General features: G+C 56.9%; 19 protein-coding genes. 4 read left to right on the plus strand and 15 right to left on the minus strand.

Translation table 11 applies throughout. The features are described 5' to 3' along the window. Positions 1-13: 13 nt before the first annotated feature. From ACR0C5_RS09705 to ACR0C5_RS09740, 8 genes are all read right to left on the minus strand, one after another. On the minus strand, positions 14-673 hold the full coding sequence (locus ACR0C5_RS09705) for a MotA/TolQ/ExbB proton channel family protein (protein ID WP_170789474.1): 660 nt from the start codon (positions 671-673) through the stop codon (positions 14-16). Beyond that, positions 670-1104 carry a hypothetical protein gene (locus tag ACR0C5_RS09710; protein ID WP_480876200.1) on the minus strand — a complete coding sequence of 145 codons (435 nt, stop codon included), beginning with the start codon at positions 1102-1104 and terminating at the stop codon, positions 670-672. Before ACR0C5_RS09710 ends, ACR0C5_RS09705 begins: the two co-directional genes overlap by 4 nt. Positions 1105-1252: 148 nt before the next feature. Further along, complete coding sequence (locus ACR0C5_RS09715) at positions 1253-3787, minus strand: glycoside hydrolase family 9 protein (protein WP_480876202.1); 2535 nt, start codon at positions 3785-3787, stop codon at positions 1253-1255. A 31-nt stretch (positions 3788-3818) separates the two neighbouring features. Continuing rightward, complete coding sequence (locus ACR0C5_RS09720) at positions 3819-4745, minus strand: glycosyltransferase family 2 protein (protein ID WP_170773020.1); 927 nt, start codon at positions 4743-4745, stop codon at positions 3819-3821. Between the two features lies 1 nt (position 4746). Continuing rightward, complete coding sequence (locus ACR0C5_RS09725) at positions 4747-5712, minus strand: glycosyltransferase family 2 protein (protein WP_170773022.1); 966 nt, start codon at positions 5710-5712, stop codon at positions 4747-4749. After that, positions 5702-6673 carry a sulfotransferase family protein gene (locus ACR0C5_RS09730; RefSeq protein ID WP_170789469.1) on the minus strand — a complete coding sequence of 324 codons (972 nt, stop codon included), beginning with the start codon at positions 6671-6673 and terminating at the stop codon, positions 5702-5704. The genes ACR0C5_RS09725 and ACR0C5_RS09730 overlap by 11 nt, the downstream gene beginning before the upstream one ends. Before the next feature lie 3 nt (positions 6674-6676). After that, positions 6677-7558, minus strand: a complete 882-nt coding sequence (locus tag ACR0C5_RS09735; protein ID WP_170773026.1) for a sulfotransferase family protein — start codon at positions 7556-7558, stop codon at positions 6677-6679. Positions 7559-7612: 54 nt separating this feature from the next. Beyond that, complete coding sequence (locus tag ACR0C5_RS09740; RefSeq protein ID WP_170773028.1) at positions 7613-8413, minus strand: WecB/TagA/CpsF family glycosyltransferase; 801 nt, start codon at positions 8411-8413, stop codon at positions 7613-7615. Between the two features lie 268 nt (positions 8414-8681). Here ACR0C5_RS09740 and ACR0C5_RS09745 point away from each other — a divergent pair, with 268 nt between their 5' ends. Next, positions 8682-10910, plus strand: a complete 2229-nt coding sequence (locus ACR0C5_RS09745; RefSeq protein ID WP_480876204.1) for a GumC family protein — start codon at positions 8682-8684, stop codon at positions 10908-10910. Positions 10911-11011: 101 nt separating this feature from the next. On the opposite strand, the gene ACR0C5_RS09750 is transcribed toward ACR0C5_RS09745, so the two are convergent. The 3 genes from ACR0C5_RS09750 to ACR0C5_RS09760 all read right to left on the minus strand — a co-directional run bounded on the left by ACR0C5_RS09750 (position 11012) and on the right by ACR0C5_RS09760 (position 15379). Further along, positions 11012-12295: a polysaccharide biosynthesis/export family protein gene (locus ACR0C5_RS09750; RefSeq protein WP_480503513.1), complete on the minus strand. Its 1284-nt coding sequence runs from the start codon at positions 12293-12295 to the stop codon at positions 11012-11014. Between the two features lie 32 nt (positions 12296-12327). Further along, positions 12328-12939 carry a sugar transferase gene (locus tag ACR0C5_RS09755; protein ID WP_237217416.1) on the minus strand — a complete coding sequence of 204 codons (612 nt, stop codon included), beginning with the start codon at positions 12937-12939 and terminating at the stop codon, positions 12328-12330. 1012 nt (positions 12940-13951) lie between these two features. After that, positions 13952-15379 (minus strand): oligosaccharide flippase family protein, encoded by a 1428-nt coding sequence (locus ACR0C5_RS09760; RefSeq protein ID WP_480876207.1) that lies wholly within the window; start codon positions 15377-15379, stop codon positions 13952-13954. 292 nt (positions 15380-15671) lie between these two features. Here ACR0C5_RS09760 and ACR0C5_RS09765 point away from each other — a divergent pair, with 292 nt between their 5' ends. Beyond that, a complete protein-coding gene (locus tag ACR0C5_RS09765) occupies positions 15672-16997 on the plus strand; it encodes an O-antigen ligase family protein (RefSeq protein ID WP_170773037.1) in 1326 nt (441 codons plus the stop codon). Positions 16998-17143: 146 nt separating this feature from the next. Then, a complete protein-coding gene (locus ACR0C5_RS09770) occupies positions 17144-18058 on the plus strand; it encodes a sugar phosphate nucleotidyltransferase (protein ID WP_170789463.1) in 915 nt (304 codons plus the stop codon). 10 nt (positions 18059-18068) lie between these two features. Here the strand turns inward: ACR0C5_RS09770 and ACR0C5_RS09775 are convergent, their stop codons facing one another. Both ACR0C5_RS09775 and ACR0C5_RS09780 read right to left on the minus strand, forming a co-directional pair. After that, the gene (locus tag ACR0C5_RS09775; RefSeq protein ID WP_170789462.1) at positions 18069-19391 is read right to left on the minus strand and encodes a protoporphyrinogen/coproporphyrinogen oxidase; all 1323 of its coding nucleotides are present in this window, start codon (positions 19389-19391) and stop codon (positions 18069-18071) included. A 1-nt stretch (position 19392) separates the two neighbouring features. Beyond that, on the minus strand, positions 19393-20331 hold the full coding sequence (locus ACR0C5_RS09780; RefSeq protein WP_480876209.1) for an NAD-dependent epimerase/dehydratase family protein: 939 nt from the start codon (positions 20329-20331) through the stop codon (positions 19393-19395). Positions 20332-20886: 555 nt separating this feature from the next. On the opposite strand from ACR0C5_RS09780, the gene ACR0C5_RS09785 reads away from it, so the two are divergent. Beyond that, the gene (locus ACR0C5_RS09785; protein WP_480857936.1) at positions 20887-22032 is read left to right on the plus strand and encodes a glycosyltransferase; all 1146 of its coding nucleotides are present in this window, start codon (positions 20887-20889) and stop codon (positions 22030-22032) included. Positions 22033-22329: 297 nt separating this feature from the next. On the opposite strand, the gene ACR0C5_RS09790 is transcribed toward ACR0C5_RS09785, so the two are convergent. Further along, positions 22330-24051: an adenylate/guanylate cyclase domain-containing protein gene (locus ACR0C5_RS09790; RefSeq protein ID WP_480876212.1), complete on the minus strand. Its 1722-nt coding sequence runs from the start codon at positions 24049-24051 to the stop codon at positions 22330-22332. Positions 24052-24324: 273 nt separating this feature from the next. Next, positions 24325-25040: hypothetical protein (locus ACR0C5_RS09795; RefSeq protein ID WP_480876214.1), on the minus strand; the 716-nt coding region annotated here is incomplete at its 5' end.

Genomic DNA, 25040 nt, shown 5'->3' on the forward strand with positions numbered 1-25040 from the left:
AAAGGGCGCGCGGTTACGCATGTCCGGGCGCGGCAGCCATGGTCTGAGGTGCGTCAGGCAGTGGAATTGCTTGACCAGGCACAAGAATGGTCCGCAGCGCCTTGTCGGCAAACACCCGTTCCCGCGCGGTGCGGCTTTCGAACCAGGACAGCACCATCGAGGTGGGCATCGCCACCGCCAGGCCGACAGCAGTGGTAATCAGCGCCACCCAGATCCCGCCTGCAAGCAACGACGGGTCAACGGACGAGCCCGCAGATTGCAGGCTCTGAAACGCTTCGATCATGCCCAGAACCGTCCCAAACAGACCCAAAAGCGGAGCCAACTGCGCCACGGTGTCCAGCAAGCGAAACCCACGTTCCAACCCGGCCAGGGCCAGACCGGCCTCGGCATCCAGACGCTGATCCAGGCCGGGGGTTTCTGGCGCGTCCATGGCCACCTCGACCAGCGGGGCCAGATAGCTGCGGCTTTTGGCCAGACGCGCGCGGGCGGTTTGTATGTCGCCATCATCCCATGCCGCCAGCGCCTGCGACAACACCCGGTGCCGCCCCACGCCCGAGGCTGCAAATTGCCAGAGTTTGTAAAGGGTCACCGCCAGCGTCACCACGGACATCGCAATCAGGATCGCAACAACCGGCCCGCCGAGTTCAAGGATCTGTTCTATTGCCTGTATCATCCCAACACCTCTGTATCGGTCCGGCTGCTCAGCGTCAGGGCCGCGTCACAGATCGGGCTGTCGGCACCATCTACAAGACAAGAGCTTGTGCCATTGAACAGCACCTGCCCCACCCCGGCGCAGGTGATACCGGTCAGATCGAACTGACGCACCCGCACGCGATCCTTTGGCATATCGCGGAATGAAAACAGCGTCAGACGCTCGACCGTACCTTCCGCATCGAAGATCACGGTCTGAAAGCTGGCCGTCTCAATCGCGGTGCCGGTGTCGTTTTGCACCACAAAGGTCAGCCGACAGGCCTCACCAGTATCCTGCATAGTGTTGAGTTCGATCTGCAATCCGCCCAAGTGGGACTGATCAGATTGCGCCAACGCTGCAAAAGGCAAAGTGCCGATCAGAACAGCGGCAACTGTCCGACGGAGAAACAACATGCGCGTGCTCCTGATTTGTTTCTTGCGGTCCGAAGGCCTGCGACGTTCCGCCGACATTCAGTTACACATATCCAACACAGTCCGTAGGTGAAAGCCATCCCGACAGCTTTGTGATTTGACGCAAAGTTCCGCCACCGCGCCGCTCGAGTTACTGCGATGTGACCAGGGCGCAAGCCAGCAGCCATTCCAGCGCATTGGATTTCATCCCGTGTTCAGCCGTTATGGCGATGCTGCGGCTTTCGAATATCTGCCCATATATTGGCCAGTCGTCCTGATTGAATGGATAAATTGCACCTTCGACCTTTTTAAGTTCCCATTCGTTAAGCTTGCCACCCGCCACGCCAAAGCTGATCTGACCGGGAATGGTTTCATCACCATAGTGGTCGGTCAGCAATGGGTCGGCAAAGCTGCGCTGACCCAGCCCCTGCACGAAACTGACATTGGCCGGGTTGCAACCCATCCCGAACCACATCCCCTCGACAGCCGCTTCGTATAATTCCGCAGGGATTTTGCCCGTTGCCGCGTATTGCAGCGCAATCTGCCCCGCCCGCCAGTTCGAGCCGGGGCCAAACCGCAGCCATCCCCGCCCCCAAACATAAGAATCCGTGTTGTGAAGCCCGAAATCCTGACCCATCCGCTTGCCGTTCAGGGCGCGGTATTTGATCCAGTTTTCGATCGCGGCAACCAGCTTGGCATCCGTGGCCCGCCCTTCGCGCCCCGCCTTGACGTAGTCCAGAAAAGAATTGGCAAAAAACTCTGGTCGCACGCCCTCCAGCGGGGTCTCGGCACGGGGTTCGAACGGGTTGAAATCCTCGAACACCTGCCGCGTGGCGGCATGGCCTGTTGCACGGTATAAGACCGAGGCCGAGGCGATGCGCGCCCGCGAGACATCGGCGCGCGGATCGCCCTGCCCGTCCTCATTTTCAGGCACCGGCTGTTGTTCCGCCCAAAGCCAGGCTCGAAGCGCTTCGTCGATCAGCGCATCTCCAAGGGCCGCGTCCCCGCAAACCGTCTTGATCACATGGCCCAGCTTGGCGGCCCCATGGGCAAACCGATACGCAGCCCAGTCCTCCGGCGCATAGGCATACGTCACCTGAACCGGGTTCCACGAGACCGAGCCCAAAATCCCGCTGCTGGAATATTCAACGCCACCGATGATCCCGCCATCCGGCAACTGCGTGCGCCGCCAGATCGAGGCCCCCCACAGCGCCTCGTGGATCAGATCTGGCAGTACGGTTTCGCCATCCCCCCGGTCCAGGTCATTCTTTCGAGCTGCAACATCACCATGCGCGAAAGGTTTTCCGCTTTCTGGCAGGTTCAGTGCCAAAGCGCGGATATGGGGGTAGGTCTCGACCAGATCGGCCATGTGATAGACCACGTTCATATGCTGGATACGGCGATCCCAGTCACCCGCATCGTGCCAACCGCCCCACGCCTCCGGGTTCGCAGTCATCTGGGACGCGTCGGGGTAGTCTTCGACCCCCAAGGCCTCGGCCTGTTGCGCCAGGGATTTCGCGGCTGAGGCCTTGCCATACCCTTCGCGCGTGTCACCCAGTTTGACGCCGGTCTGCCAGACGGTCAGCCCATCTTCGGGATGACCGTTGCGCGGGCGGGTGCGGCCCTCGCCATATGGATCTGTGATCGCGCAGCCTGATCTTTGGTGGAAATACCACCGCGCCGCCAGCCGCAACGCCCCGTCATAAACCCTTTGCGTCACATTGAACGGAAACGACTGCCCGACCCCGTCGACCTGAATGTAGTACGATCCGATGTGATCAAGGTCCGAGAAATCGGCCTCATATACATCGCAGCCATTATAGTTAAGGTCCTGCCCATGCGGCTCGGACCCCGGTTTGGCCAGTCGCAATCGCCCCGACCGCAGTTCGGCCCCGTCCTCAGTCGAGATCAGGCGCCAAACCGTCTGTTCGGACAACAGCGCATCGGTATTGCCGCCCTGATTGTTCATGTCATGACCCCACCAGCTTCCGACATAGGCCTTTTTAGGGCCTAGTATTGGATAGCCTTGCTGGCAGAGATGGATGGATTCGCTGAAAGTCTCGGCCTGTTTCCGCGCCGCGGTTTTGGTCACAGACGGCCCGTTCAACGAGACAGTCGCACCGTCGGGAATAACGCGGTCCAGCACAAAGGTCAGTTGGTGCCGCTTGGTGCTTTCCCATCGCCTGACACCAATGGCGCGCGTCGCAACAGGGGTGGTTTTTCGAAAAAGCGACCGGATCGTCGCGGGCTGACCGTCGACCTGAACCTGCCATTGCGCGGGCTGGTCGGCCAAGGCGGCGGTCGGCGCCTCTTGAGGGCCTTGGCGAAAACCGCCTTTGCGGCTGCCCTTGGTTATCTGTGGCCATGGAGTAAAAAACTGCGGCTGTGTTTCGCTTTGACGACCCGAGAAATTGCCCTTTTCCCCGTTCAGCTTACCACGCGCGCCAAAGGCATTGCCCGTATCTAGGGTCCAATTAGCCCGGTCCTGCGCCGTCACGACAATGGGTCGCGGCAGGTCGAACATCGTATCCATCACCGTCAGTTGGACCACGCAATCGCCCAAAAAACCCATAACAGGGTCTGGTAGCTCGCCTGCTGCGACACTGGAAACCAGCGTGTGGGCAAAGGGCGCAGACAAGGTCAGAGCCGTTCCTTGCAGCAATACTGCGCGCCGTGTGAGTCCCATTGGCTGTATTCCTTGCTTCGATGCGACTGTTTTACACCCTACGATCAAGACTGCGAACAAAGCGCCAGATCAATTTTGGGCGAAACAGGCTGTCAGGATACATAATCACTCCGCGCAGCCCTTCCAACAAGGCCACAGGTTTGCGGCCATATTGGAACTGATTGCGGACATTGGACCAATAGCGGTCAATCTCACGCGCGCGCAGCAGACGCCGCAGCTGCGCGCCGAATTTCTGCTGCATTGCGGGATTCTTGGCGATCTTTTCGATGCAAGGCGCCATCTGGGTAAACCCCGTGTCGCGGGTCTGAAAATTCGCCCCGGTGGCCACCTGCCGATACAGCAACAGCGCAGGGCCCGGCACCACCTCAAACCGACCTTCCAGCGCGACGCGACTCCAGAACTCCCAATCCTCGCCGTTTTTCAGGCTGGTGTCATAGCCCCCGGCCTGTCGCGCTGCTTGCGTTCTGAGAGCCAGCGCGCCACCATTGACCACATAATTCTTGCGCAACAGTGCCGCCAATTGATCCTGTTCGGGGATCAGCGCGCGATTGTCCGCGCCGCGCAAATCTTCGCCGTCGACGTTGATCCGCTGAACGCCCGCAACGGCACCAACCGCGTCGCTGTTCGATAGCGATGCGTGGAACCGCTTCAACGCCTCAGAATGCAGCAGATCATCCGCATCCAGAAACAGAACAAACGCGCCACTGGCTTGTTCAAGCCCCAGATTGCGGGCGGCGCTGACGCCTTTTGCCGGGCCTGACACTGGCCGAAACCGGGCATCCTTCTGTGCGTAAGCATCGAAGATGCGTCGTGTGCCGTCGGTTGAGCCGTCGTCGATACAGATCACCTCGAACGCGGTTAGGGTTTGGCTGCTGACGCTGTCGAGCGTCTGCGTCACGAACCGTTCCATGTTGCGGGCGGGGATGATGATTGAAAACTCGGGCACGGGGTCGGTCATTTCAGCCGCCTCCGACCCGGTCGACCTGCACGGCCGAAGCGCTGTATTCGGCAAACTCCACCCGCATCAGGGCAGCCAGCATCCCGGCGCCACGATAGATCTCCAACAAGCCCCGATACCATCTGGGTTTCGAGCCGAACCCCAGGCACAGACATATCACACAGCCCCATCCGATGGCACCCACCCCTTTGACCGCACGCATTGCGACGCCTTTGCGCCGGATCAGGGCGATGCGCCCCAGCGTGTTGCCCTTGCGAAACCAGCGCCGTCCCAGCCATTTCAGCGTCGCGCGGTTTTCAGGCACGTCGTCCCAGACCATTGCCTGCGCCGCCGCCCGGATCACACCGCCTGATTGGCGCATGCGCGAAAAAAACTCTTCGTCCTCGCCGCCGGTGATATTGAACCGGGTATCAAAGCGCATGTTGCGGTCGCGAATGACGCGTGCATCGGCCATCGAGTTATTCGTCGCCGCTGACACCAGCGCAGCGCCCTGCTCATACGGCCCCATTCGAAACAGGTTCAGCGCTTCGACCCAGCCCGGCGGAGGGGTTCTGAACCTCGGCTCGACCGGGCCCTGTGCAGCAATCGTGTCCGGCAGTTGCATCGTGTCCAGCATCTGCAGAAGCCATTGGTCCGAGACCGCCTCATCATCATCCAGAAACGCGATATAGTCCGCGTCGGACGGCGCCTCGGCCAGCGTCCGGTTCCGGGCCGAAACAATGCCGCGTGCGGGTTCAATCACATAGATAACCGGCCAACGCGTAAGGGCGTGAATATCCCCTAACTCTGCTTGCGCCGTGGCTTCGGGCGCGTTGTCGGCAATCACGAGCGTCACGCGCACATCCCGACCCTCAAGCTTTTGCGCGTTCAGACTGTCGATCAGCGCCTTCAGCCCATGAGGCCGCAGGTAGGTTGCGATACAAATAGCAACATGAGGTCGCGTGCTATGGTGGGCATCAGCGCTCATAACCCGCCTGCTCCAGCGCCTGTCCGGCCAACTTGTCGAACCGGGCTTTCTTGCTGTCCGGCCACTCGGCCCAGCGCTTTACCGGGTTGAAATCCGCGGTCTTTGCCTGCGGTTGCCAACGCTGTTCGTTCGCAGCGGTTGAACGCGAGGACCCCCGCACCGGCATCTTGTCGATCTCGGCCCAAGGAAAGCGCGGGGCCTCCAGCCCGATATGGTCCAGCATCTGCTGCACGTGGCTGGGCGTATTGCCGACGATATCCTCGTATCGGACAACCATCGTATCAGCGTTTTCATTAGGGCCGCCGCTGCTGAAACTCAGAATCGCCTCGGCCCCCAAACGCCATTCATCGGCCAATTGGCGGAAATTTTTGCTGCGCAGGGAAAACCGCGAGAACGTTCTGAGCGAGGAGTCCAGCACGTCCCGCCCGTCCCTGAGACACAGGATTATCTTGGCATCGGGAAAGATATAGCGTGCCAGCGACAGGTCCTGCACATGCGGGCATTTTAATAGTATATGCTGCCCCTCGGCCTGCGCCTGCAACTCGCGGAACCATGCCCCAGCCAGCATGGCCAGCATGTCATAATGCCCCAGCACTTCCTCATTGCGCGGGAAGTACCGCAGGAAATCACGCGAAAAGGCCGCTGCGTCGCCAGCCGCGTGAAGCAGCGGAAACTCATAGAGCCTGCCGGGATCGGCGGTGACGTCAGGGTGCATTCCCACCAGATCATGCACAAAATTCGTCCCCGAACGGGGCAAAACGCCAAAAATCAGGATCGGAGTACGGATGTCACCGCGCGCCCTGCGCGCAAGGGCGGCAAGATGTGCGCCCTGTTCGGCAGAGACTTGCGGCATGAAATCCCGGCCATCCAGAAACCGGGCCCCCAAAATGCGGCGGGTCATACGCGTGATCTGGTTGATGCGCAGGTCCCCAAAAATCCGTGCTGTATCCCGGACGCCCATATCTTACCCGTGCGTTCCCGTCTTGATCGGTGGCAAAAGTTGCCAAGTGGGCCAAGGTAGATTGTCGCGCCCGAGAAACTGCGCGACAAACTCCATGTCGTCACGGAATTGCTCGGCCAACATCACGCGAGTTTCGGGTGTGGGTGGCGGCACTTTTGTTTTCAGATGCTGTTTGTTCATAGCCAGAGCCTGTTTCAGACCTGGGACCTTCTTCATCCCTTTGACCAGCCTGGCCAACCCAAGCGAACGCAGAACGGAACCGCCTTTGCGCAGCGTGTTCTGAACGGCCTGGTTTTTGTATACGATAGTTTCGTGATGACGTTCGGTGATCGCCGAAGGGTTTTCCTCGGGCGCGACACCCAAATGTGCGCAGATGCGCCGATAGGTTCCCTGGGGATCTTTCGCCACGTCTTCGGACAGCAGGACAAGCAGTGCGCCTTTGTTGAAGTGGTCCAACCAGTTTTGCAGGTTTGCTTTGTAGTGGCTTTGCAGCGTGTAGGCTGGGTTCAGCGGCAGCGCATCTTCAAACGACGTATCGGGCGGAATGTGACCTTTGCGGATCTCGTGCAGATGATTTGAAAACGCCCGCTCGACCGGATCCCGCAGAATACAGATCAACTTGAAGTCGGGGTTATAATCCCACGCCCGTTGTGCGGCATCACGGCTGTAGAAGTAATTGGGCGAGCATTCGCCCCGGATAACGCCCGGCTCAGCCGGGTCGAAGCGGGATTCATACCATTGAAACCCCAAATCGTAACGGGCATTGAAAAAATTGAGCTCTTTCGTTTCGCTGGTCCGCACCGAAGGGTGCTCGGAAAGCACGTGATGCAACCACGTGGTGGCTGCTTTTTGGACACCAATCCCGATGAAATTTGTCTTCGTCACTCACTCATACCTTCGAAAAACAGGCCCTATGGCTTGACAACTTTACCCATGCCGTCACCGGCGTAAAAACTTTGTAAACACGTCCTTCCTGACAACGATACTCAACGCATGCGGTAGTGTATGCAAGTATCGCTTGAGCAGGTAGCCCGGACCTGTCGCGATACGGTGCAACCACTCCAATCCCATGGACTGCATCCATCGCGGTGCTCGGGCGTAGTCCCCAACCACGTAGTGATAGCACCCTCCACAGGTCACCACCCAGGCGCATTGCGTCAGCTTCGGCGCGATACGGGCGGCAAAATACTGTTCTTTCGGCTTGCCGAGCCCCACCCACAAGATATCCGCACCGCTCGCATTGATATCGGCAATCACCGCCTCTTCATCGGCGGGATCAAAATACCCGTTGCGGCGCCCGGCAATGACAAGACCGGGATACATCTCTTGCAGGCGCGCTGCGCAATCTCGGTTGATCTCTTCGGTCGCGCCCAGCAGGTAAAAGCTGAGACCGTTTTTAGCAGCGACCTTAGCCGCCGAGTGGATGAAATCTGTGGTTGCGGTACGTTCGGGCACCCCGCCCTCTCCGTGCGCCATACGAGACGCCCAGACGACGATCTGGCCATCCGCATGGATGATATCGGCCGAATCCATCACACGGGCAAATCCTTCGTCCGTGGCATAGGTGGATATGGCATGCGCATTCGAGCTGAACACAGTCACCGCACGTGTCAACGCGCCAGATCGCCGTTTGAGCACATCTTCCGCCATTGCTTTGGTCAGGTCTTCATCCCCGGCTTGCGCGACGGGTACCCCTCCGACCAATATGTGCGGCAAGCGCATTTCGACCGTCTTGTTCATCAATACTCGTTCCAAATTCACCAGGTAACACTCGACGCTGGACTCAAAGTAACAGCCGCAGCGATTCTTACTATTAAATTAGAGTTTATCTTCCGTTCATCTTGGAAATTGACCCTACTTCGCACCAATTGCAGGCAAGCCGCACCGAATTAGTCATCAATCCTCCGAAACTTAGCACATTGTTTACGACATATGCGGTTTTCTCTGTTGAATACAGGTTTGTGGGCCTATGTTTTCTGTAGTCCGTGTTTCAGATTGTTAATTAGTTATGACTGATCAGTATCGCCGAGGATTGGATGTTGAATTGACGGGTTTCGGCCAGGCTCCGGCCGGCGATCCCGAACTTAGGGTGTTGTCGAATATCGCGTGGGCGATCCGACGTTCGATCCTGTGGATATTGCTGGTCGGATTTCTGGGCGGGGTGACCGCCTATCTGATGTCCTACCTGTCGGACACGAAATACACCTCAAGCGCGAAGGTCATGATCGAGACCCGCGTTCAGACCGAAACTCAGTTTACGCCGCAGGTATCGGGCCTGCCCCTTTCCCTGACATCGCTTGAGAGTGAGTTGCAACTTCTGCGCTCGACCGACCTGATCGAAAATGTCGTGGATCGTCTGGAACTGCATACGGATCCGGAATTCTCGGGTGCTGAAACTGGCTTTACCCTTTCTCCTATTGCCTTGGCGCGCCGTTTGAAAAACGGGCTGGTCAGTGCACTCAGCGGGGGGGATGACGCGGACGAGGGTGGCGACAGTGGTCAAACCCTGGAAGAGATGCAGCGCGAAGCGACCATCGAGAAATTGCTGGAGGCACGCCGCATCGAACAGATCGGCGAAACCTCAGCCGTGTACGAAATTCGTGTCTCTGCGAAAACGCCGCAAAAAGCAGCCGTCATCGCCAACAGCCTGGCCAATGAGTACCTATTTGTCCTGACGCGCATGAAACGCGATGATCTAAGCCAGTCGCAGGAATGGTTGGCAACGCGGATCGGTCAGATACGCGAAGACCTGAACAAGCTCATCTCGGATCTTGAGGCACATTCGGTCGAAACGCCGTATTCACCGGAGGAATACGCCACCATCAAGGCACAGCGCATCAAGGCCGAGAAACGCGCCCGGCTGGTGAATGAAGAACTGTCTGTGCTGGATGAACAGACCAACACCATCCAACTGCTCAGGGACAATGGCAATGTCGCCGAAGCGGTAGAATTCGCCGTTCAATCGGCGCTGGTACCGCAGAGCACGGCCAATAATTCAGATGACGCGCAAGCGGTTCTGGACAGTGCGTTGGAAGCAGCACAGCGCAAAACGGAAATTCTGAACGGACAGCTAGCCACGCTGAATATCAGCATCAACACGTTCAAGGACCAGCAGGTACGCCAGGTTCAGCATGACTCGGTCACCAAGCGGATCGAGAATGAGATTCTTGTGGCAGAAGCAATCTATCGTGACTTTGTTTCGCAACTGGGGCGTCGGGCCGAACAGGGTGATTACCTGGATGCAGGGGCCCACATTATCGAAACTGCACGCGCTTCGGTCGATCCATCAGAGCCGAAACGGGCGCAAATGGCGATCGGGGTCATGATTGCAATGATCTTTGGCGGCCTGGGTTTTGCCGTGATCCGCGAACTGTTCCAAACGCGCCTCAGAACCACCTATGAGCTTGAAAACACCACGGGCGTCAAACTTTCGGCAATCATTCCCGAAGTTCGAAAGGACCCACCCTTTGAAACCTTCTTTACCAATGACGGAAAGCTGGACCCAGAGTTGCTGCATTTCGGGCGTAAGCTTCTGGCCAGCAGCGATATCGGTCTGCGCACCCTACGCAACGAGAGTGAGCTGACCACCTCTCAAGCGGCCGAGTTCTTTACCAAGAATGTCGATAGCAAACACGGCCAGCGCTTTGCCGAGAATGGGTGCATGATCTTCTCTGGCGCGTCAGCGGTACCAGATGAGGGGAAAACGTCCGGCCTACTGCTGATCGGGTCGGTCTGCGCGCAAGCCGGGTATCGGACGTTGATCATTGACTGCGACACGGTCACTTCCACCTATCGCGACCTGTCGCAACTGTCCGTCGAAGGGTTGAAACACGGGGCAAAGCACCCAGCGTCGTTTCAGGACAACATTGTCAGCACCCCGCAAGACGGACTGGATATCCTGCCGTTGATCGGACCGTTGGAAGACGAGGCTCAGGCCAAAGAAGTGGGTGAGTTCCTGTGCTCTCCGGCCTTCCTGAACCTGCTCTATTCGCTGTCCGACATGTATGAAGTGATCCTTCTGGATACACCGCCGTTGTTGCGCGCGGTCGAGTCGGCTTACCTGTCGCAAATCTCGCATCGGGTGATCCTGTTTGCGCGCTGGAACAGCACGCATAGGAACACGGTCCTGCAGGCAATGCGCGAATTGGAAAATGCGGGCGTTCGCCCCTCGGCCCTGGTGGCGACGCGGGTCGATATGAAACAGGTCCGACACTACGGCGACCCGATCCTAGGATAAAAGACCAGTCCAAAGCAAAGGGGCGGCACTCCGACCTCGCAAAACGAAGCGGGCGCGGGTCAAAGACCTCACGCCCGTTGTAAGCCAGCTGCATTTTGGTGCTATTCGGTCAGAGGGACCTCTTGCGTGATCTCCTGCACCGAGACTTCTACGCTGTCACCGGGCAACAACTGGGTCAGTTTGTCTGCACCCAACTGTTGCAGTTGTCCGTCTACCACCCGAAAGATCGTGACCGAGTAGTCAATATCCGTAATCAGGTTTTCGGTTCCGATCTCATCCGACGCGCCCGCCAGATATTTCGAGATCGTATCCATCTGATGCCGCGCATCACGGACGGACAGGCTAGCGGCGCGACGCTCTTGCAACAACCGCAGCGACCGTTCCTGATCATATTGCTCTTGATCGCGTTTCAAGCGGGTCAGGATCAGGCTTGTAGCTGCCAGATCCTCTTCAACCTCCAACAAACGGGTTGCAGACAAAACGGTCGTACGGCGCGTATCGGCCATACGGGACCCCGGCGCGAGGCCTTTTTGGACCAGCGCAACGACGCGCGCCTCTTCCTCTTCATCGGCCGCGACAGCCTTGGCAAGCTCTACTTTCTGTTCTTCAAGAATCCGGATCCGCTCGGCCGCCTGAAATTGGGCATCTTCGAAATAGGCGCGCTCACCTGCTTCGTTTTCCTGATTGATGGTGCGAATCCGGACATGTTCTGCCACCAATTCCTTCAAGACCCTGGGAGATATAGAAACACTGGCCTGACTGGGCGGCGCCAGATCCATATCTTGCGCCAACTCGGATGAGGCGCGCCATGCAGTCACCAGCCCCTGTGCGTGTTGCAACGCAGCCTGACCATAGGTGGTCTGCCAGCGCAGCAGTTGGATCGGGTCAATGGTGACATCATCGGCCAGTAGCCGGCTTCTAACCCCCCCGGCCAAGGCAACCGCCTCGCGCGCAGTGATGGCGGGGCGAAAGTCGATCTGACCGGTGCGTGCAACATCGCCGCCGATGATAATCGGGCGGTATCCATTGCGGGCGATCTCGATCTCATCTCCGTCCAACTGGATGATATAGATCTCGCCATTCTGGTCATATTGCTTGACGATCTTGCCCGCTGCGTCCTGACGTACCAACTGCTCCAGCGCATCCGTCGACAGACCTTGCGCTTGGAACTGGCCCAGCCATTGCAAGTTGACCTCGCCATGGGCATCAATCGCCGCTTCGAAGGACAGATCTTGCAAACCCGTCAAAGTCACACGGACCTTGTCACCTGGCTCAAGGTTGAAATCCGCCGCCGCCGACATTGGCATCGCTAGCAGGGTGCACAATCCGAGCGCGCGGTACGCGGTGGACAGGCGCAACGCTGGGTTTCTAAATCTGCGTTTCATAAGCCATCATCCTATCGTCGGTCAGTTCGGGATCAGCAGCCGGTTCCATTGCAAACGGCACCGATCGTGCGGAACAGGATTTTCAGATCGTACCAGAAGCCCAGATTTCGCGCATAGTCGCTGTCGAAGATCGCCCTATGCGAGAACTCAACCTCGTTGCGTTCGGACACCTGCCACAAGCCGGTGATCCCTGGCTTCATCAGCGTGTATTCGCGCCCCGGATACAATTCCTGCTGCTGAGGCATCATCGGACGTGGGCCGACAAGGCTCATGTCGCCGATCAGAACATTCCAAAGCTGAGGCAACTCATCCAACGAGGTCATACGGATGAAACGACCGAATTTTGTGACCCTCGGATCGTTGTCCAGCTTTTGCTTTGTTTCCCATTCGGACGCAGCGGTTGGACTTTCGGCCAAATGTTTCTGAAGTTGAAACTCTGCGTCAGAAACCATCGACCGGAACTTGAGGAAGTCGAACTCGCGACCGCCGATTCCAACACGGCTTTGGCGATAGATGGCAGGTCCGCCATCCAACTTCACCAAGACGGCAATCACCAACATGACCGGCAGCACAAACGGCAGACCGATTAGAACCAACAAAATATCCAGCAAACGCTTGCCTTTGACGGCGTAGAAGCTCCGCAAATTGGAGAACTCGTCACAGACCTTAATAGAACTTTGGTTTGGTTTATAAATTTCCGATTCTTCTAATTGGAAAGAACCTCGTATTTGGTTCATAATAACCCCCAAAAACTAACACAACGGACTAAAATCACGCCAACAAGTCTTCCAGCCGCGCAACACACCCGCTTGGGAATCTGCCCCAAAAAACAAGGCAAAGACCCAACGATTGACTACTATCCGCTCAATAGATTTGGGGAACGCCGCACACGAACGCGACAACCCACCCTTTGTTTTCTCCCGACTCACACATGATGTGCGGTCAGGATTTTTACCCCGCTAGATACTCGCACTAATGGTCTGATGTGACAACGATTTTGTTAACCACCTGTTAACAAAACGACCACAATTTCGTGAACATGCTAAGTAAATTGACACGCTGCCTTAAAAATGGGCTGAACTTCACCCAAAACAAACCGCTGAGGCCAGTCCAAACAAGCCTTGCCACCCTTCGCGTATTGTCCCTGCGCTGAGCAGGGATTTTGTCAGTTTCCAGTTTTAACGGCGGATTTCTCAGCGATCTTCACGCGCAACCTTCCGTTGAATAGAAAATGAAGTCCGGCGATCAGAGCCGGAGCACTGCATCCGATCAGCAAGCTGAAGATCACGGCCTGAATTAGGCCTGTGCCCGTTAGAAGAAATGCCACAAAACACATTGCGGCAACCAGCGGACCTGACAGTAAATACAATATGACCATCGGTTTTGCTCTTGGTTTATGCGTCGTTTCTGCGTCTGCCTACCCTGAAACCAGAATGTGTGTTTTTTGGGGCAACTGTTGGAAAATATAGTTTCCCAAAGTCAAACAGTCGCGGGGTAACACATCAAATTGATCTCAAGTTCATCATATCATCATATTTTCAGGACCACGATATCCCTTTAGCCAGGATTCAAAATTCATTGTGCCAGTGGGCAAATTTGCGCCACCCGGCCCACTCGAATTTGTCGGTCTTCAGTTAAGAAGTTGTTAACGCTGAGTTACTTCGAAGAGGGAAATCCGCTTGCGGACGCCCAGCCACGTATCTTCCGCCATGCTGCAGCAGCTGCCGTCTGATGCAGGCATGCGAAAACCACGAACATCACGACAGCTGAAAGCGAAAGCAGCGCAAATTGTAACACGATTCCACCCGACTCAGCTGCGAGAACCGCCAGAGGCGCGAAAGCAACAGCTCCAGCAACGGCTTTGAAAATCTCTGGCACGGGCACCGCAATGGGGTCGATGCGGCGGCCAATATGGTAGTAGGCCAGAAAACTCAGCAATCCGCTGATCAAAAAGGCAACGGCGGCACCCGGTGGGCCCAGAAGGTAGATGAAGACGAAAGATAGCGCGACATGCACAGCCAGCGAACACAAGGTAATGGTCAATTGCAGCCCAGTCTTTTTGGCGCGCGAGAAGGCAAAGCTAAAATACGCCCCCTGCAACCCGAACGTAAATGAGGCTATCGCCAGAACCCGCAGATACCCTGTGGTTCGGTCAGCAAATTCAGGGTCGAACAGCAGATTGGCAAAAACGCTTGCCGCACAGATCAGCGCGGCCACGATGGGCACCGCAATCAGCATCAGAAACGAAAAATACCGCTCCAGCACCGCGTCTGACGATTGCGCGCCGCGTTTTTCTAGCGCCTCGAATATCGAAGGACCCCATACGCGGGACAGGGTCTCCATCGGAAGGCGCACAGTTCGGGAGGCCAAGGTTTGCGCCGCCGCGAAATAGCCCGCGTAGTCCATCCCCGCAAAGACGGCCAGCAAGGATTGCGTTGACATCGCAAAGAATGTGGCGGTGGAGGAGACGACAGCCACGGGAAACCCGAATAGAAGATAGGTTTTCAGCACCGCCCCTTTTGGCCGCGCCACGCCCGAGCGGCGCAGCGTTACCGCCAGAGCATAGGCCCCGGTCAGTGCCGCGCCCAGGGACATGCCAATCAGCGCGCTTTTGTAACCGCCACCGGTCAGTACAAATCCGACCGCAAGCGAAACGCCCAGCCCATGGCGCAGCAAGGTAACGGCTGCGTATTTCGGCCCCTCGTGGTACTGGCGCAGGCAGGCGGTTCCCAGTTCGTGCATCGCGTGGCTGATGCAATAGATCGCCGCAAAGAAAAGGCCGTCGATCCATCCACCAGGCAGGATGACCGACACCAAAGCTGCCAGAACGAACAGCGCCACAGCCAGGATCGCAGCCGTCGACAGGGACATGGCGATGGTTTTGCCTTCGAATTCCGGCGTGTGGTGGAATCGTCCGATCGCAATCGCCAACCAATGGAAGGTGAACGAAAACATCAGATTCCCAAGCAACAGGGTCAGCGTATAACGTCCGAAATCCGCAGGCCCCAGAACGCGGGTCATCACGACAAGGATCGCAATCGCAATCACCGCAGACATCATTCTGGGCACGAAAAACCACGTCATCGCAGGTCGGACCTTAGAAACGACAGATGAAAACTCATAAACAATCCCAATCGCCCGGTCGACACGCCGCACGTCCGCCGACCTTTCGCCTGTCTGGCTACTGTGACACCAGCCCGTCGAATGTACAGATGGTTTTTGGATCATGCGCCGCGCGCATAATTCATTTGCCGGGTCCACCGCGGCCGTGGCAAACTTTACCGAGTGATTAAAACCGGTGGAAAAATTCAAGCTGTCGACCCGATGAGGCGCGCCAATTCCTACCGCAAATTCTTTGGATAGACCTTACGCAGCGATGACGCCCCTGACCCGACAGACACAATACCAGCAACAATCCGGCGCAGCCTTCCATCATTGGATTCTGGCCGCCTGTCTGGTGATCATGCTGTTGGTTGGCACCGATGTGGTCTCGATCGTGCTGTGGCAAATGGGGCTGGCCAAGAAGATTGAAATCGTGCTGCTGATACCGATCATGGGCATCACGTTGCTGTATTATCGCCACTTGATCCGGGGCATGACGGCCTCACCCGAGATCACGCTGTTGATCTGTTTGACTGTCTTATCAATCACCTGGAGCGATTTTCCCGCCTATTCAATCGAGCGTCTCGTTCCCTTGATCGTGACGTCCGGGTTTGCCATCGCTTTGGGTAGCATGATGTCCATGCGTGGGCTTTTAATCTTTCTCGCCATCTATTTTGGGAGCTCGATGGTCCTGTCGATGGGCGCAATCATGACCCTGCCGCAAGCACGTGGTATCCCGCCCTGGGGGGACACCTGGAACGGGATCTATGCCCACAAAAACGGGCTGGGACTGGCAGCAATGACGGCGATGCTGACGTGCTACTATGCGTCGCGACAATTCACAGGGCGGCTGAAAACCGTCTTTATGATCGGCGCCCTGCTGGGTGTCTTTTTGCTGATCGCCTCAGAATCGCGCACCTCTCAGGTCATCGGGCTGATCACGATGTCGGCGCTTTTGATCAGTCAGATCGTTCCGCGATTGGAAACAATTTGGGCCATAGGCTTCATTTTGTTTGCAGTTCTCTTTGTCGGTACGATTGCCTTCCTATTGGCCTCACCGATTGCCGAGCCTTTGTTTGCGCTGATCGGACGCAAACCCACGCTGTCCGAACGCATCCCGATCTGGGAGCTGGTCTGGCCCAATGTTAAAGAGCGGTTCTGGTTGGGCTGGGGTTATCTAGCCCATTGGAATGAAAACGCACCACACCTGCGGTTCTACGCCAGCAAGGGAGAGCTGGGGTTCCTGCCGCATTATTCGCATAACGGGTTGCTTGAGACCTTCTTGAATGCCGGTTTTATCGGCGTGGCCCTTCTATTTTTGGGTCTAATGAGGTTCTTTTTCTCGGTTTTCTACTGCATGCGCCACATCCCGCAGCGCGATCCGTTCGTATTCGTGTTTGTTCTGGGTATGATGTACCTGTTCTCGAACATCACCGAGAGCACGCTTCTTAGTCGGATGAGTTCCAGTTGGATTTTCTTCCTGGCCTACACGACCAAAATGAATCTGGTCGCCCGCGCGCTGCGGGCCGATGCACGGGCCCACTATGAGCTCCAGAACAGAACGCGCCGCGCTTCCCAATTCGTGTCAAAACCCACGTGAATGTTGCGACTTTTTTCTAAGCAAAGGGAAATTTCGGACCCTATGCAGTTGCAGAAAGATTGACAGGCGCACGGTGGGTGGTGTGGACTCTGGCCATTCGCGTATCGAGATCAATTTCGATTCAAAGGTATTTGGGGGAGGCCCAGTTGAAGACAGCAATATTCGCAGGCGGTAAGGGCTCTCGCCTGATAGAAGAAACCCGCATTCGTCCCAAGCCATTGGTGGAAATCGCCAACCGGCCGATCCTCTGGCACATCATGCAGCATTATTCGACCTATGGTCATCATGAATTCGTGCTGGCCCTTGGGTATATGGGCGATCTAATCAAGCAGTACATGTCCGATCTGTGTCAACATGACGGGAACCTGAGGATCGACTTTGCCAAGCGCGAGTTGTTTGGCGAACCTGAATACCGGAACCCCGCGCTGGACGCTCAAATGCCGCCTTGGACCGTGGATTTGATCGACACTGGCGTCGACACGATGACAGGCGGGCGTCTGGCTCGGCTACAGCCCTATCTGGGGAACGAGACCTTCATGCTGACCTATGGGGACGGCGTGTCAAACGTAGATCTGGACGCGCTGCTGGCCTTTCACCGGTCGCACGGCAAGCTGGCTACGATCACTATGGTGCGTCCCCTGACCACGTTCGGGCATCTTCAGGTGCGCGAGGATGGTCTGGTCGAAGGGTTCATGGAAAAGCCCGAAACCGCCGCAGATTGGATCAATGGCGGCTTCTTTGTTCTAGAGCCGGAAGTGTTCGACGCCGTCGCCAGTGTAAATGGCGACGAAATCATGTGGGAAGAAGGCCCCCTGCCTAAGCTGATGGAGCTGGGAGAGCTGATGGCCTATCGCCATCCCGGCTTCTGGTACTGCATGGACCACCTCGCCGACAAACGCCGTTTGGAAGATATGTGGAAGAACGGCAATCGCCCCTGGGCCACGTGGGAACAAGGCAACGGGCCGACGAACGGCTCGACCCGCCTGACCGGCGACGGTCATCGCCCCGGCATTGGCCGAGGCGGAAATCCGGGGGACTGGGTCCGCTACAAGTCCCTGTAAGCGTTTCGAATTAAACTGCCTGGAGCGTCTCAAGAACGGTCCGGGCACCGCGTTCACCGGATTTGAACGCCTCATCTGTCCACTGATAACCCCACTCGCCGAACCGTCCGACATAGGTGATGCCGACCTCGTCCAGCCATTTGTGGACGATCGGCAGCGCCTCTTCCCGGTCCAGATCGAAGATGATGTTGGCGTGCGTAATCAGACGCGCATCCTTGTGCAGGATTTCTTCATCCTCGGTGATCAACCCGATCTTGACCAGATCGTCAATCACCGGCTGAATCAGATCCTCGGGCGCGACATCCAGCGGTCTGTATTTGTTGGAATAATAGCATTCTGCCTGAACGGAACCACATCCCGGCGGGCAGGTCTTGGTGGACATTTTGTGCGGGAAGCTGAGGCGGGTAAAGACGATGTCCTCGTCGTAGATATAAGTCCAGGTCGCCGGGGTAAAATCATCGCGCGCAAGGCCGATATTCACCGTCACACAAGTGGTGCAGGCCAGCTTGGCAGCCGCGTCCAGAACCGATTGCGGGGCGCCTTTGACCATCGGGATCAGGTCCGGCAACGGGATGGAGGAGATCAGCTTGTCATAACTCTCGGTCACACCATTTTCGAACCGAACCGTTTTGGCCACCGGATCAATCGCCACCACCTTGTGATCCAGATGCAGATCGGTTTTTTCCATGAAGGGCTTGAGGTATGAGATAAAGCCCCCCTCGGTCGGATACCGGAAGTCGGTGATATAGTGGACATCCGGCGTTTCGGCGAAAACCGCGCCTCGGATCACTTCTTCCATCGAGGGGCGATACAGGCGCGGGCCCATCCAGACGGTGCTCATCTGATCGGCGTCAACGGTGTGATATTTCTTGCCGTAAACCGCCGGGAAATGCGTACCGAAGGTTTCCCCAAAGACCGAGATCAGCCATTCCAGATAATTCGCAGGCTTTTCGACCACTTCCTGTTTAGACGCCTCGATGAAATCCAGAATGCACTGGGTTTTCAGCTCATCAGGCAAGTTGTGCAGATTGGCCTGCGCCGGGTGCTTGACCCAGGCCCCGTGGTAATAGTTGTTCACGTAAGCCTGCAGTTTTTCGTATTTGCCGTCCACGTTACTGGCAAACAAATCTTGAATACGCGGGTCTTTCGAGAAGGAAATATGCGGACCGTCGTCGAAGATGAAGCCGCTGTCATGGGCAAAGGTTGCCGTATGACCGCCGGGAAAAGCGTTTTTGTCATACATCCGGCTTGAAACGCCCGCGCCATGCAGATGATGGGCCGCGCCCAGACCAGCCATGCCGGACCCAAGGATAATGATGTTCTCGTCACTCATATCAGGTTTCTTTCGCAATCTCGCGGCGCCACCAGGCAATGGTGTCCGCAACTCCGGTTTCCAAAGTGAATTTCGGGGACCAGCCTAGCTCGGTCCGCAATCGGGTATTGTTGGCCTCGACCAGAGGCGGGTCGCCCGGCCGGGCTTCGCGCGCGCCAAGACGCACCAGGTCTTCGGCACCAATCTGACGGGCGATTTCAAGGATCAGGTCAGACAGAGGGATGGCCGTGCCGCTGCCGATATTGACCGGACCTTCAAGGTCGCTGTTCAGCAGGGCCACCAACGCGCTGGCAACATCATCGACATGCAGGAAATCTCGTTTCTGCCGCCCATGAGTGCAGAGGGCTTCGCGCCCTTGCAACAACGAGATCACCACATCCGCCGCCAATCGCCGTGGATTCTCACCCGGCCCGTACAGAAAGAAGGGTCGCGCCCAGGCCCCCGACAGATCCAGCGCGCCACACATCTTTTCAAAAGCGGTAGCCAACCCCGCCTTGGCCGCGCCGTATTCAGTTGCCGGTGTCAGGGGTGTCTCGCGCTCATGCAGCTTGATCGGCTTGGACCAGTCATATTCCATGCACGACCCGCAAAATGTAACCCGCTGCCCGCCCGCCTGTGCAAAGGCGAATAACAGGTCGATCGAGTGCTGCACCCAGCGGAAATTCTCCAACGCTTGCTGGTTTCCCGGCCCCATATACCAGGCCAACGCTAATAGATGGCTGGGTCGGTGCTGGTCCAACACCGCTTGGATCTCCGCGGCGTCAGTCGTATCTGCGTTAATCCAGGTCACGTCGCCGGAGACTTGCGGGGGTGGACCACTTCGATATGTGGCGATGACTCGGCACCCGGCAGTGGCGAGCTGACGAACGCAAGCGCGTCCGATAAATCCCGCTGCACCCGTGACCAGAACCGTTGGTTTTTGCTGTTTCGAACTCATCATGGCTGGGGATACTATCTTGCGGAGCTTTCAGGAAATCAGACTGGATTGAGCGGCCGGGTCGCATCTGTTTCAGAAACAGTAAATGCAAAAAATGGACATTGTGCACCCGGTGCAGAGGCGTCAATTCGAATCCCTCGGCCAAGCTCCGTGCTTTTGAATGTGGTGGGGGAACTAAACGCCTGCGCAAACGTCAGTATTGGACCCCGCACGCAAAGCCAAATCGTCCTGTGGGAAACAACGCCGGCAGGCCGCAAGGGACAATCCGTGAAAATCATTAAACACCCGCCTTCATCAACGGCACCCAAACAAAAACAACCCGCACGACACGTGGTCAGAAATCAAACAAAATCTACCTTGCCTGGGATTCTGCAACCTAGGCCGGCCCCCAAAAACTTAAACACAGACAGCCTGATTTTCCACAATTTTCAGACTTTCCTTGGGGTGTTTGCCGGTGACGCTGAACAAGTGTGCAAGCGCAGGTTCGGAAAAAACCTTTGGAAGCTTGGCCGCCATATGAGATAGTTTGGCCTTATTTTGTGTTAAAGGATCAAGCGGTTGACCAGTTCCTCAGTTTCCACCACCGCCTCGCGCGATGTGCTGATCTTCTCTCAACGCAGATTGAACGACAACGTTTCGCGCTGTTCGGGGTTCGAATTCGAAGACGTTCTGACCGAAATAGAAGCGGTCGACATCGTGGCCCCAGCCCGAAAACGGGACCGGTCGCTGCCTTATGATCCCAAACGCTGGCTGTCCAAACGAACAGATCTGTTCCGGCACTGGCCGTCTGGTGCGCAGAAAGTGACGCTGCAAAAGGACTATGACATCTTTGTTTGCGACGTCCAGAAACCGCAGGAGCTACTGACGCTGGATGCGATCCCGAACTGGCGCGAACACTGCGGTCTGGCCGTCTGTGTGCTGGAAGAGGTCTGGAGCAAGGACCTGCACGTCCACCTGCCTCTGATCCGATCTCTGGCTAAGTTCGACCTGATCGCCTGTGCCTTTGCCGAGGCTTGTGACACCCTGCACAGCATCACCGGCAAACCGGTGATTCACCTGCCTGGTGCTGCGGATATGATCCGGTTTGCGCCAACCTCTCTTTCCGCTGAGCGCCCCATAGATATCTATTGCATGGGACGCAGACGGCCCGAGCTGCATGACCGTTTGCTCAAGGTAATCAAGGATCGCGCGGGCTTCTATCTATATGATTCCGCAACAAAACCTCCGACCACGGCGCAACATGCGGTGCATCGGGATTTGCTGGCAAATCTGGTTCAGCATTCCAAACTGTTCATGGTGGATATCGCCAAGATCGGCCATGCCGATCAGAAAAAAGGCAATATTGCCTGGGGTCCCCGCCATGTTGAGGGCATTGCTGGCGGGGCCGCTCAGGTCGGCTATGCGCCGGACTCGGATGACTATCGGCAGTATTTCGATTGGCCAGAATCCGTGTTCCGCCTGTCCGAGGATCCCGACGAGGCTATTGACCAGATCGTCGGGTTGTTGGAAACGCCGGGTAAGCTCGATCAGATGCGCCGGGTTAACATGGCCCAAGCCCTGAACAAACACGATTGGCTGCACCGCTGGGCGCAAATTCTTGAAAAGCTGGGTCTGCCGGAATCAGATGGGATGGCACACAGACGGCAAGTGCTGTCCGAAGTGTCTGAAATCTTATTGAGCGGAGACACAGTCCAAACGGCCTAGGCCCTTGTTTGTCGGTAGATGGGGGAAAGTTCGTGGGGCGGCATGTGGCACTCAATACCCCTTCAAAGCCAGTCAGAAAAACCAGTATGTGCTAAAATAAACATGCCGCCCACCCAAGCAGGATGACATTGTGGCAAAATTGTGTCCACGATTCTTGGGGAAACTTATTGTTCGCTTTTTGGAAACGATGACTCACTCCCGAATCAATTGGTTCCCGCATGGGCAAAAACACCCGCTCCCGCACCATCTCGGCCCACTTTTTAACGGGCATGTGGAGCGATGGATGTGATCGCCCCCTCAGGTCAGTTCCAGTTTTTTCTTCAACGGGCCACTGTTTTTGACAATGACGGCCTGCACCGGTTCGGACACGCCCTGGATCGTGATGCCGCCGGTCTTACCCAGCATGTCAGGAATACCCAGGCCGCACATTTCATGCATATAGGTTGAATAGACGATCCCGGCCTCGATTTTATTGGTGACAGTCTCGAAAGCCTCGGCAATGATCGACACATTGCCAATCGCCGTCACTGGGCTGGGTGCTGCTTGGTCCGAGGTCTTGCCCACCCGTCCGATAATGGCCCGGCCCGAGTGCACCCCAATCCCGATCTTCAGCGGCTCAACAAGATGCTGACTAAGGCTGCCTTGCGTCTCTTGAACCAGCAACTGGCACTTGGCCGCTGCATAAAGCGCAGAGCGCGCAGCCTGGGTTTTGTGCGTCTCAAGTCCGAAAACAGCCGTCAGCCCGTCATTGGTGAACTTGTCGATATGGCCATTCTGCTCTTCGATCTGTTCGACCACCATGTCCAAAAGCTGGTTGAGGACAAAAATGACGTCATAGGGCAGTGACTTGTCCACGAATGGGCGGAAATCCTTGATCTTGAGGTTCAACACGCTGACCTCACGCTCGACCCCCCAGCCGAACGGATCGGATTTCAACGGCGTCGATGCGGCGCGCTGAGGCTGGATGATTGGGCGGAGGCTGACATCTCCGTTCACGCGCGCCTGACAGGCAAGGCGCATGTTCGGTTCCGCGTTGATCTTGTCGAGAAGTTTGCGTTCGGCCGGGCCGATCGGGCTGAGGCCATCCTGCTCGGACAGAACCACTACCCGGCAGGTTGAACACCGCGCCCGCCCGCCACAGACCGACAGGTGATCAATCCCGTTGTCGCGGCTTACATCCAGAATAGTCTTTCCTGGGGCCGCATCCACGGTCAGCCCTTCGCCATAAGTCACGCGCACCTTGCGGCGCAGGTTCTGGCCCAGCAAAAACAGAACGAACAGGGACAGCAGCGCGCACAGAATGATCACCACCCAGCCCTGCGCAATCGCCTGATATTCGGAAACGGCAGCGCGCACCTCGGTCAAGCGCAAGGCCAGTTCTGTCGCCTCTGCCCCGTCCGGATCAAGGCTGAGGCGCAACACCTCGCGCTTGGCCGCTGTCATCCATCCGGCCATCGCCACGATCGGTACGGCCACCGCCAGCGGCAAAAGCACCAACAAGCCGTCCTTGTACCAATGCTTCGGTCGAAGCCAGAAATGCACGCCAATCAGCCCGTGCCCCCAGACCAGCAACATCAGCGCATTCTGTTTGATCGCCGCAACCGGCCATAGCAGCGACAGTTCCTGCAAATAGCTGACGGGCACGCCGGTCAGCAACTCGGACCCGCGGGTGACGATTATATGGCTGACAAGCCAATAGGGAATGGCCAGCCCCAGAATGATCTGAAACCAGCGCCAGAACGGCATTTTCAAGCTTCGGATGCTGAGGATCGTGACCGCGCCCAACAGCACATGCACCGCCAGGGCGCCATAGAGCAGAACCGTTCCGGGGACCAAGCTCCAGATCGCGGACATAACGGCCAACATCCGGTCCATCCACTCCAGCGATACCAGCCCCAGACCGTGGTTGATAAAATGCCCCGTTGCATAGGCCAACAGCACCAGCCCCGACCACAACCGGGCCTGCTGAGTCACGGTTCCTCGCCCGTTGGCTTTGATCTCTCGATGTCTGACGGCCATCTTCAACGCCCCTGATCAATCGCTTGTTTCGTAATCACCTAAAATGGCTGACACGCAGGGGTAGAGGATTATTCACCACAAATCCGTTTTCGCCTTCACGTTCAGGTGTGGTCTTCGTGTGGAAAGAACAGCGGGTTACGCGCCATGCCGCTTAAACCTCAGTTTTTTTTGGCCTTGGCAGTCCTATTGGCAACGTCACGCTTCGTTCAGGAAGGGCGCAAAAAAGGGGCCGCCGGTATCGGCAGCCCCCTAATTTTACTTGTCAGACCGGCCTTACAGAAGGAACTGATCGTCGTCCGGTAGCAAATGCTCCAGCAGATCAGCGACGGTCAGATCCAAAAGCTGGTCAGCTGTATCCAGCGCTTCGGTCTGAGCCCCGTTCAAAACCAAAAGCTCGGCTTCGTCTTCTTGGGTCAGCTCATCGGCATCGGTTTCGTCTGTGAACTCGAACATATCCCAGTCACGGGTGTCGACAAAAGCAACGCTTTCCTGGGGCTGAGCGGCAATTCTGGGCTCGCCCGGACCAGTCGTGCCGCTGCCGTCGATATCGTCACCATAGAAGACTTCGACATCGGCAACGTTGTCGACGGCGTTCCCGCCCACCACGGCCCCCTGATCGTTCAGGATCCACTCATAATACGTTTCACCTACATCAGTTTTCCACAGCAGACGATATCCGCCCTCATTGGTCTCTTCGACATGGATCGCGCTCCAGCCTTCAATCCTGTCTGGTCCAACAGCGCTGCCCCCTTCGGTCACGCCAACACTGCCATTGATCAGATAGCCGCTTGCGGTCGAAACCGCCAACGTGGTCGCACCATCAGATTCGATCGGAGTCGTCACATGGCCGATAGTGTCGTCATCGTTGAGGTCCACATCGTAGAACGCTTCGATACCTGCAACGTTGTCGACGGCGTTCCCGCCCACCACGGCCCCCTGATCGTTCAGGATCCACTCATAATACGTTTCACCTACATCAGTTTTCCACA

The organism is Ruegeria sp. N8, assembly GCF_056531325.1.

Bases quoted from the DNA above. Each gene is read 5' to 3' on its own strand.
- ACR0C5_RS09710 (WP_480876200.1), bottom strand. From the start codon at position 1,104: ATGTTGTTTCTCCGTCGGACAGTTGCCGCTGTTCTGATCGGCACTTTG.
- ACR0C5_RS09745 (WP_480876204.1), top strand. From the start codon at position 8,682: ATGACTGATCAGTATCGCCGAGGATTGGATGTTGAATTGACGGGTTTC.
- ACR0C5_RS09705 (WP_170789474.1), bottom strand. From the start codon at position 673: ATGATACAGGCAATAGAACAGATCCTTGAACTCGGCGGGCCGGTTGTT.
- ACR0C5_RS09730 (WP_170789469.1), bottom strand. From the start codon at position 6,673: ATGGGCGTCCGGGATACAGCACGGATTTTTGGGGACCTGCGCATCAAC.
- ACR0C5_RS09780 (WP_480876209.1), bottom strand. From the start codon at position 20,331: ATGATGAGTTCGAAACAGCAAAAACCAACGGTTCTGGTCACGGGTGCA.
- ACR0C5_RS09765 (WP_170773037.1), top strand. From the start codon at position 15,672: ATGACGCCCCTGACCCGACAGACACAATACCAGCAACAATCCGGCGCA.
- ACR0C5_RS09725 (WP_170773022.1), bottom strand. From the start codon at position 5,712: ATGAGCGCTGATGCCCACCATAGCACGCGACCTCATGTTGCTATTTGT.
- ACR0C5_RS09715 (WP_480876202.1), bottom strand. From the start codon at position 3,787: ATGGGACTCACACGGCGCGCAGTATTGCTGCAAGGAACGGCTCTGACC.
- ACR0C5_RS09760 (WP_480876207.1), bottom strand. From the start codon at position 15,379: ATGACGTGGTTTTTCGTGCCCAGAATGATGTCTGCGGTGATTGCGATT.
- ACR0C5_RS09740 (WP_170773028.1), bottom strand. From the start codon at position 8,413: ATGAACAAGACGGTCGAAATGCGCTTGCCGCACATATTGGTCGGAGGG.
- ACR0C5_RS09720 (WP_170773020.1), bottom strand. From the start codon at position 4,745: ATGACCGACCCCGTGCCCGAGTTTTCAATCATCATCCCCGCCCGCAAC.
- ACR0C5_RS09750 (WP_480503513.1), bottom strand. From the start codon at position 12,295: ATGAAACGCAGATTTAGAAACCCAGCGTTGCGCCTGTCCACCGCGTAC.
- ACR0C5_RS09790 (WP_480876212.1), bottom strand. From the start codon at position 24,051: ATGGCCGTCAGACATCGAGAGATCAAAGCCAACGGGCGAGGAACCGTG.
- ACR0C5_RS09775 (WP_170789462.1), bottom strand. From the start codon at position 19,391: ATGAGTGACGAGAACATCATTATCCTTGGGTCCGGCATGGCTGGTCTG.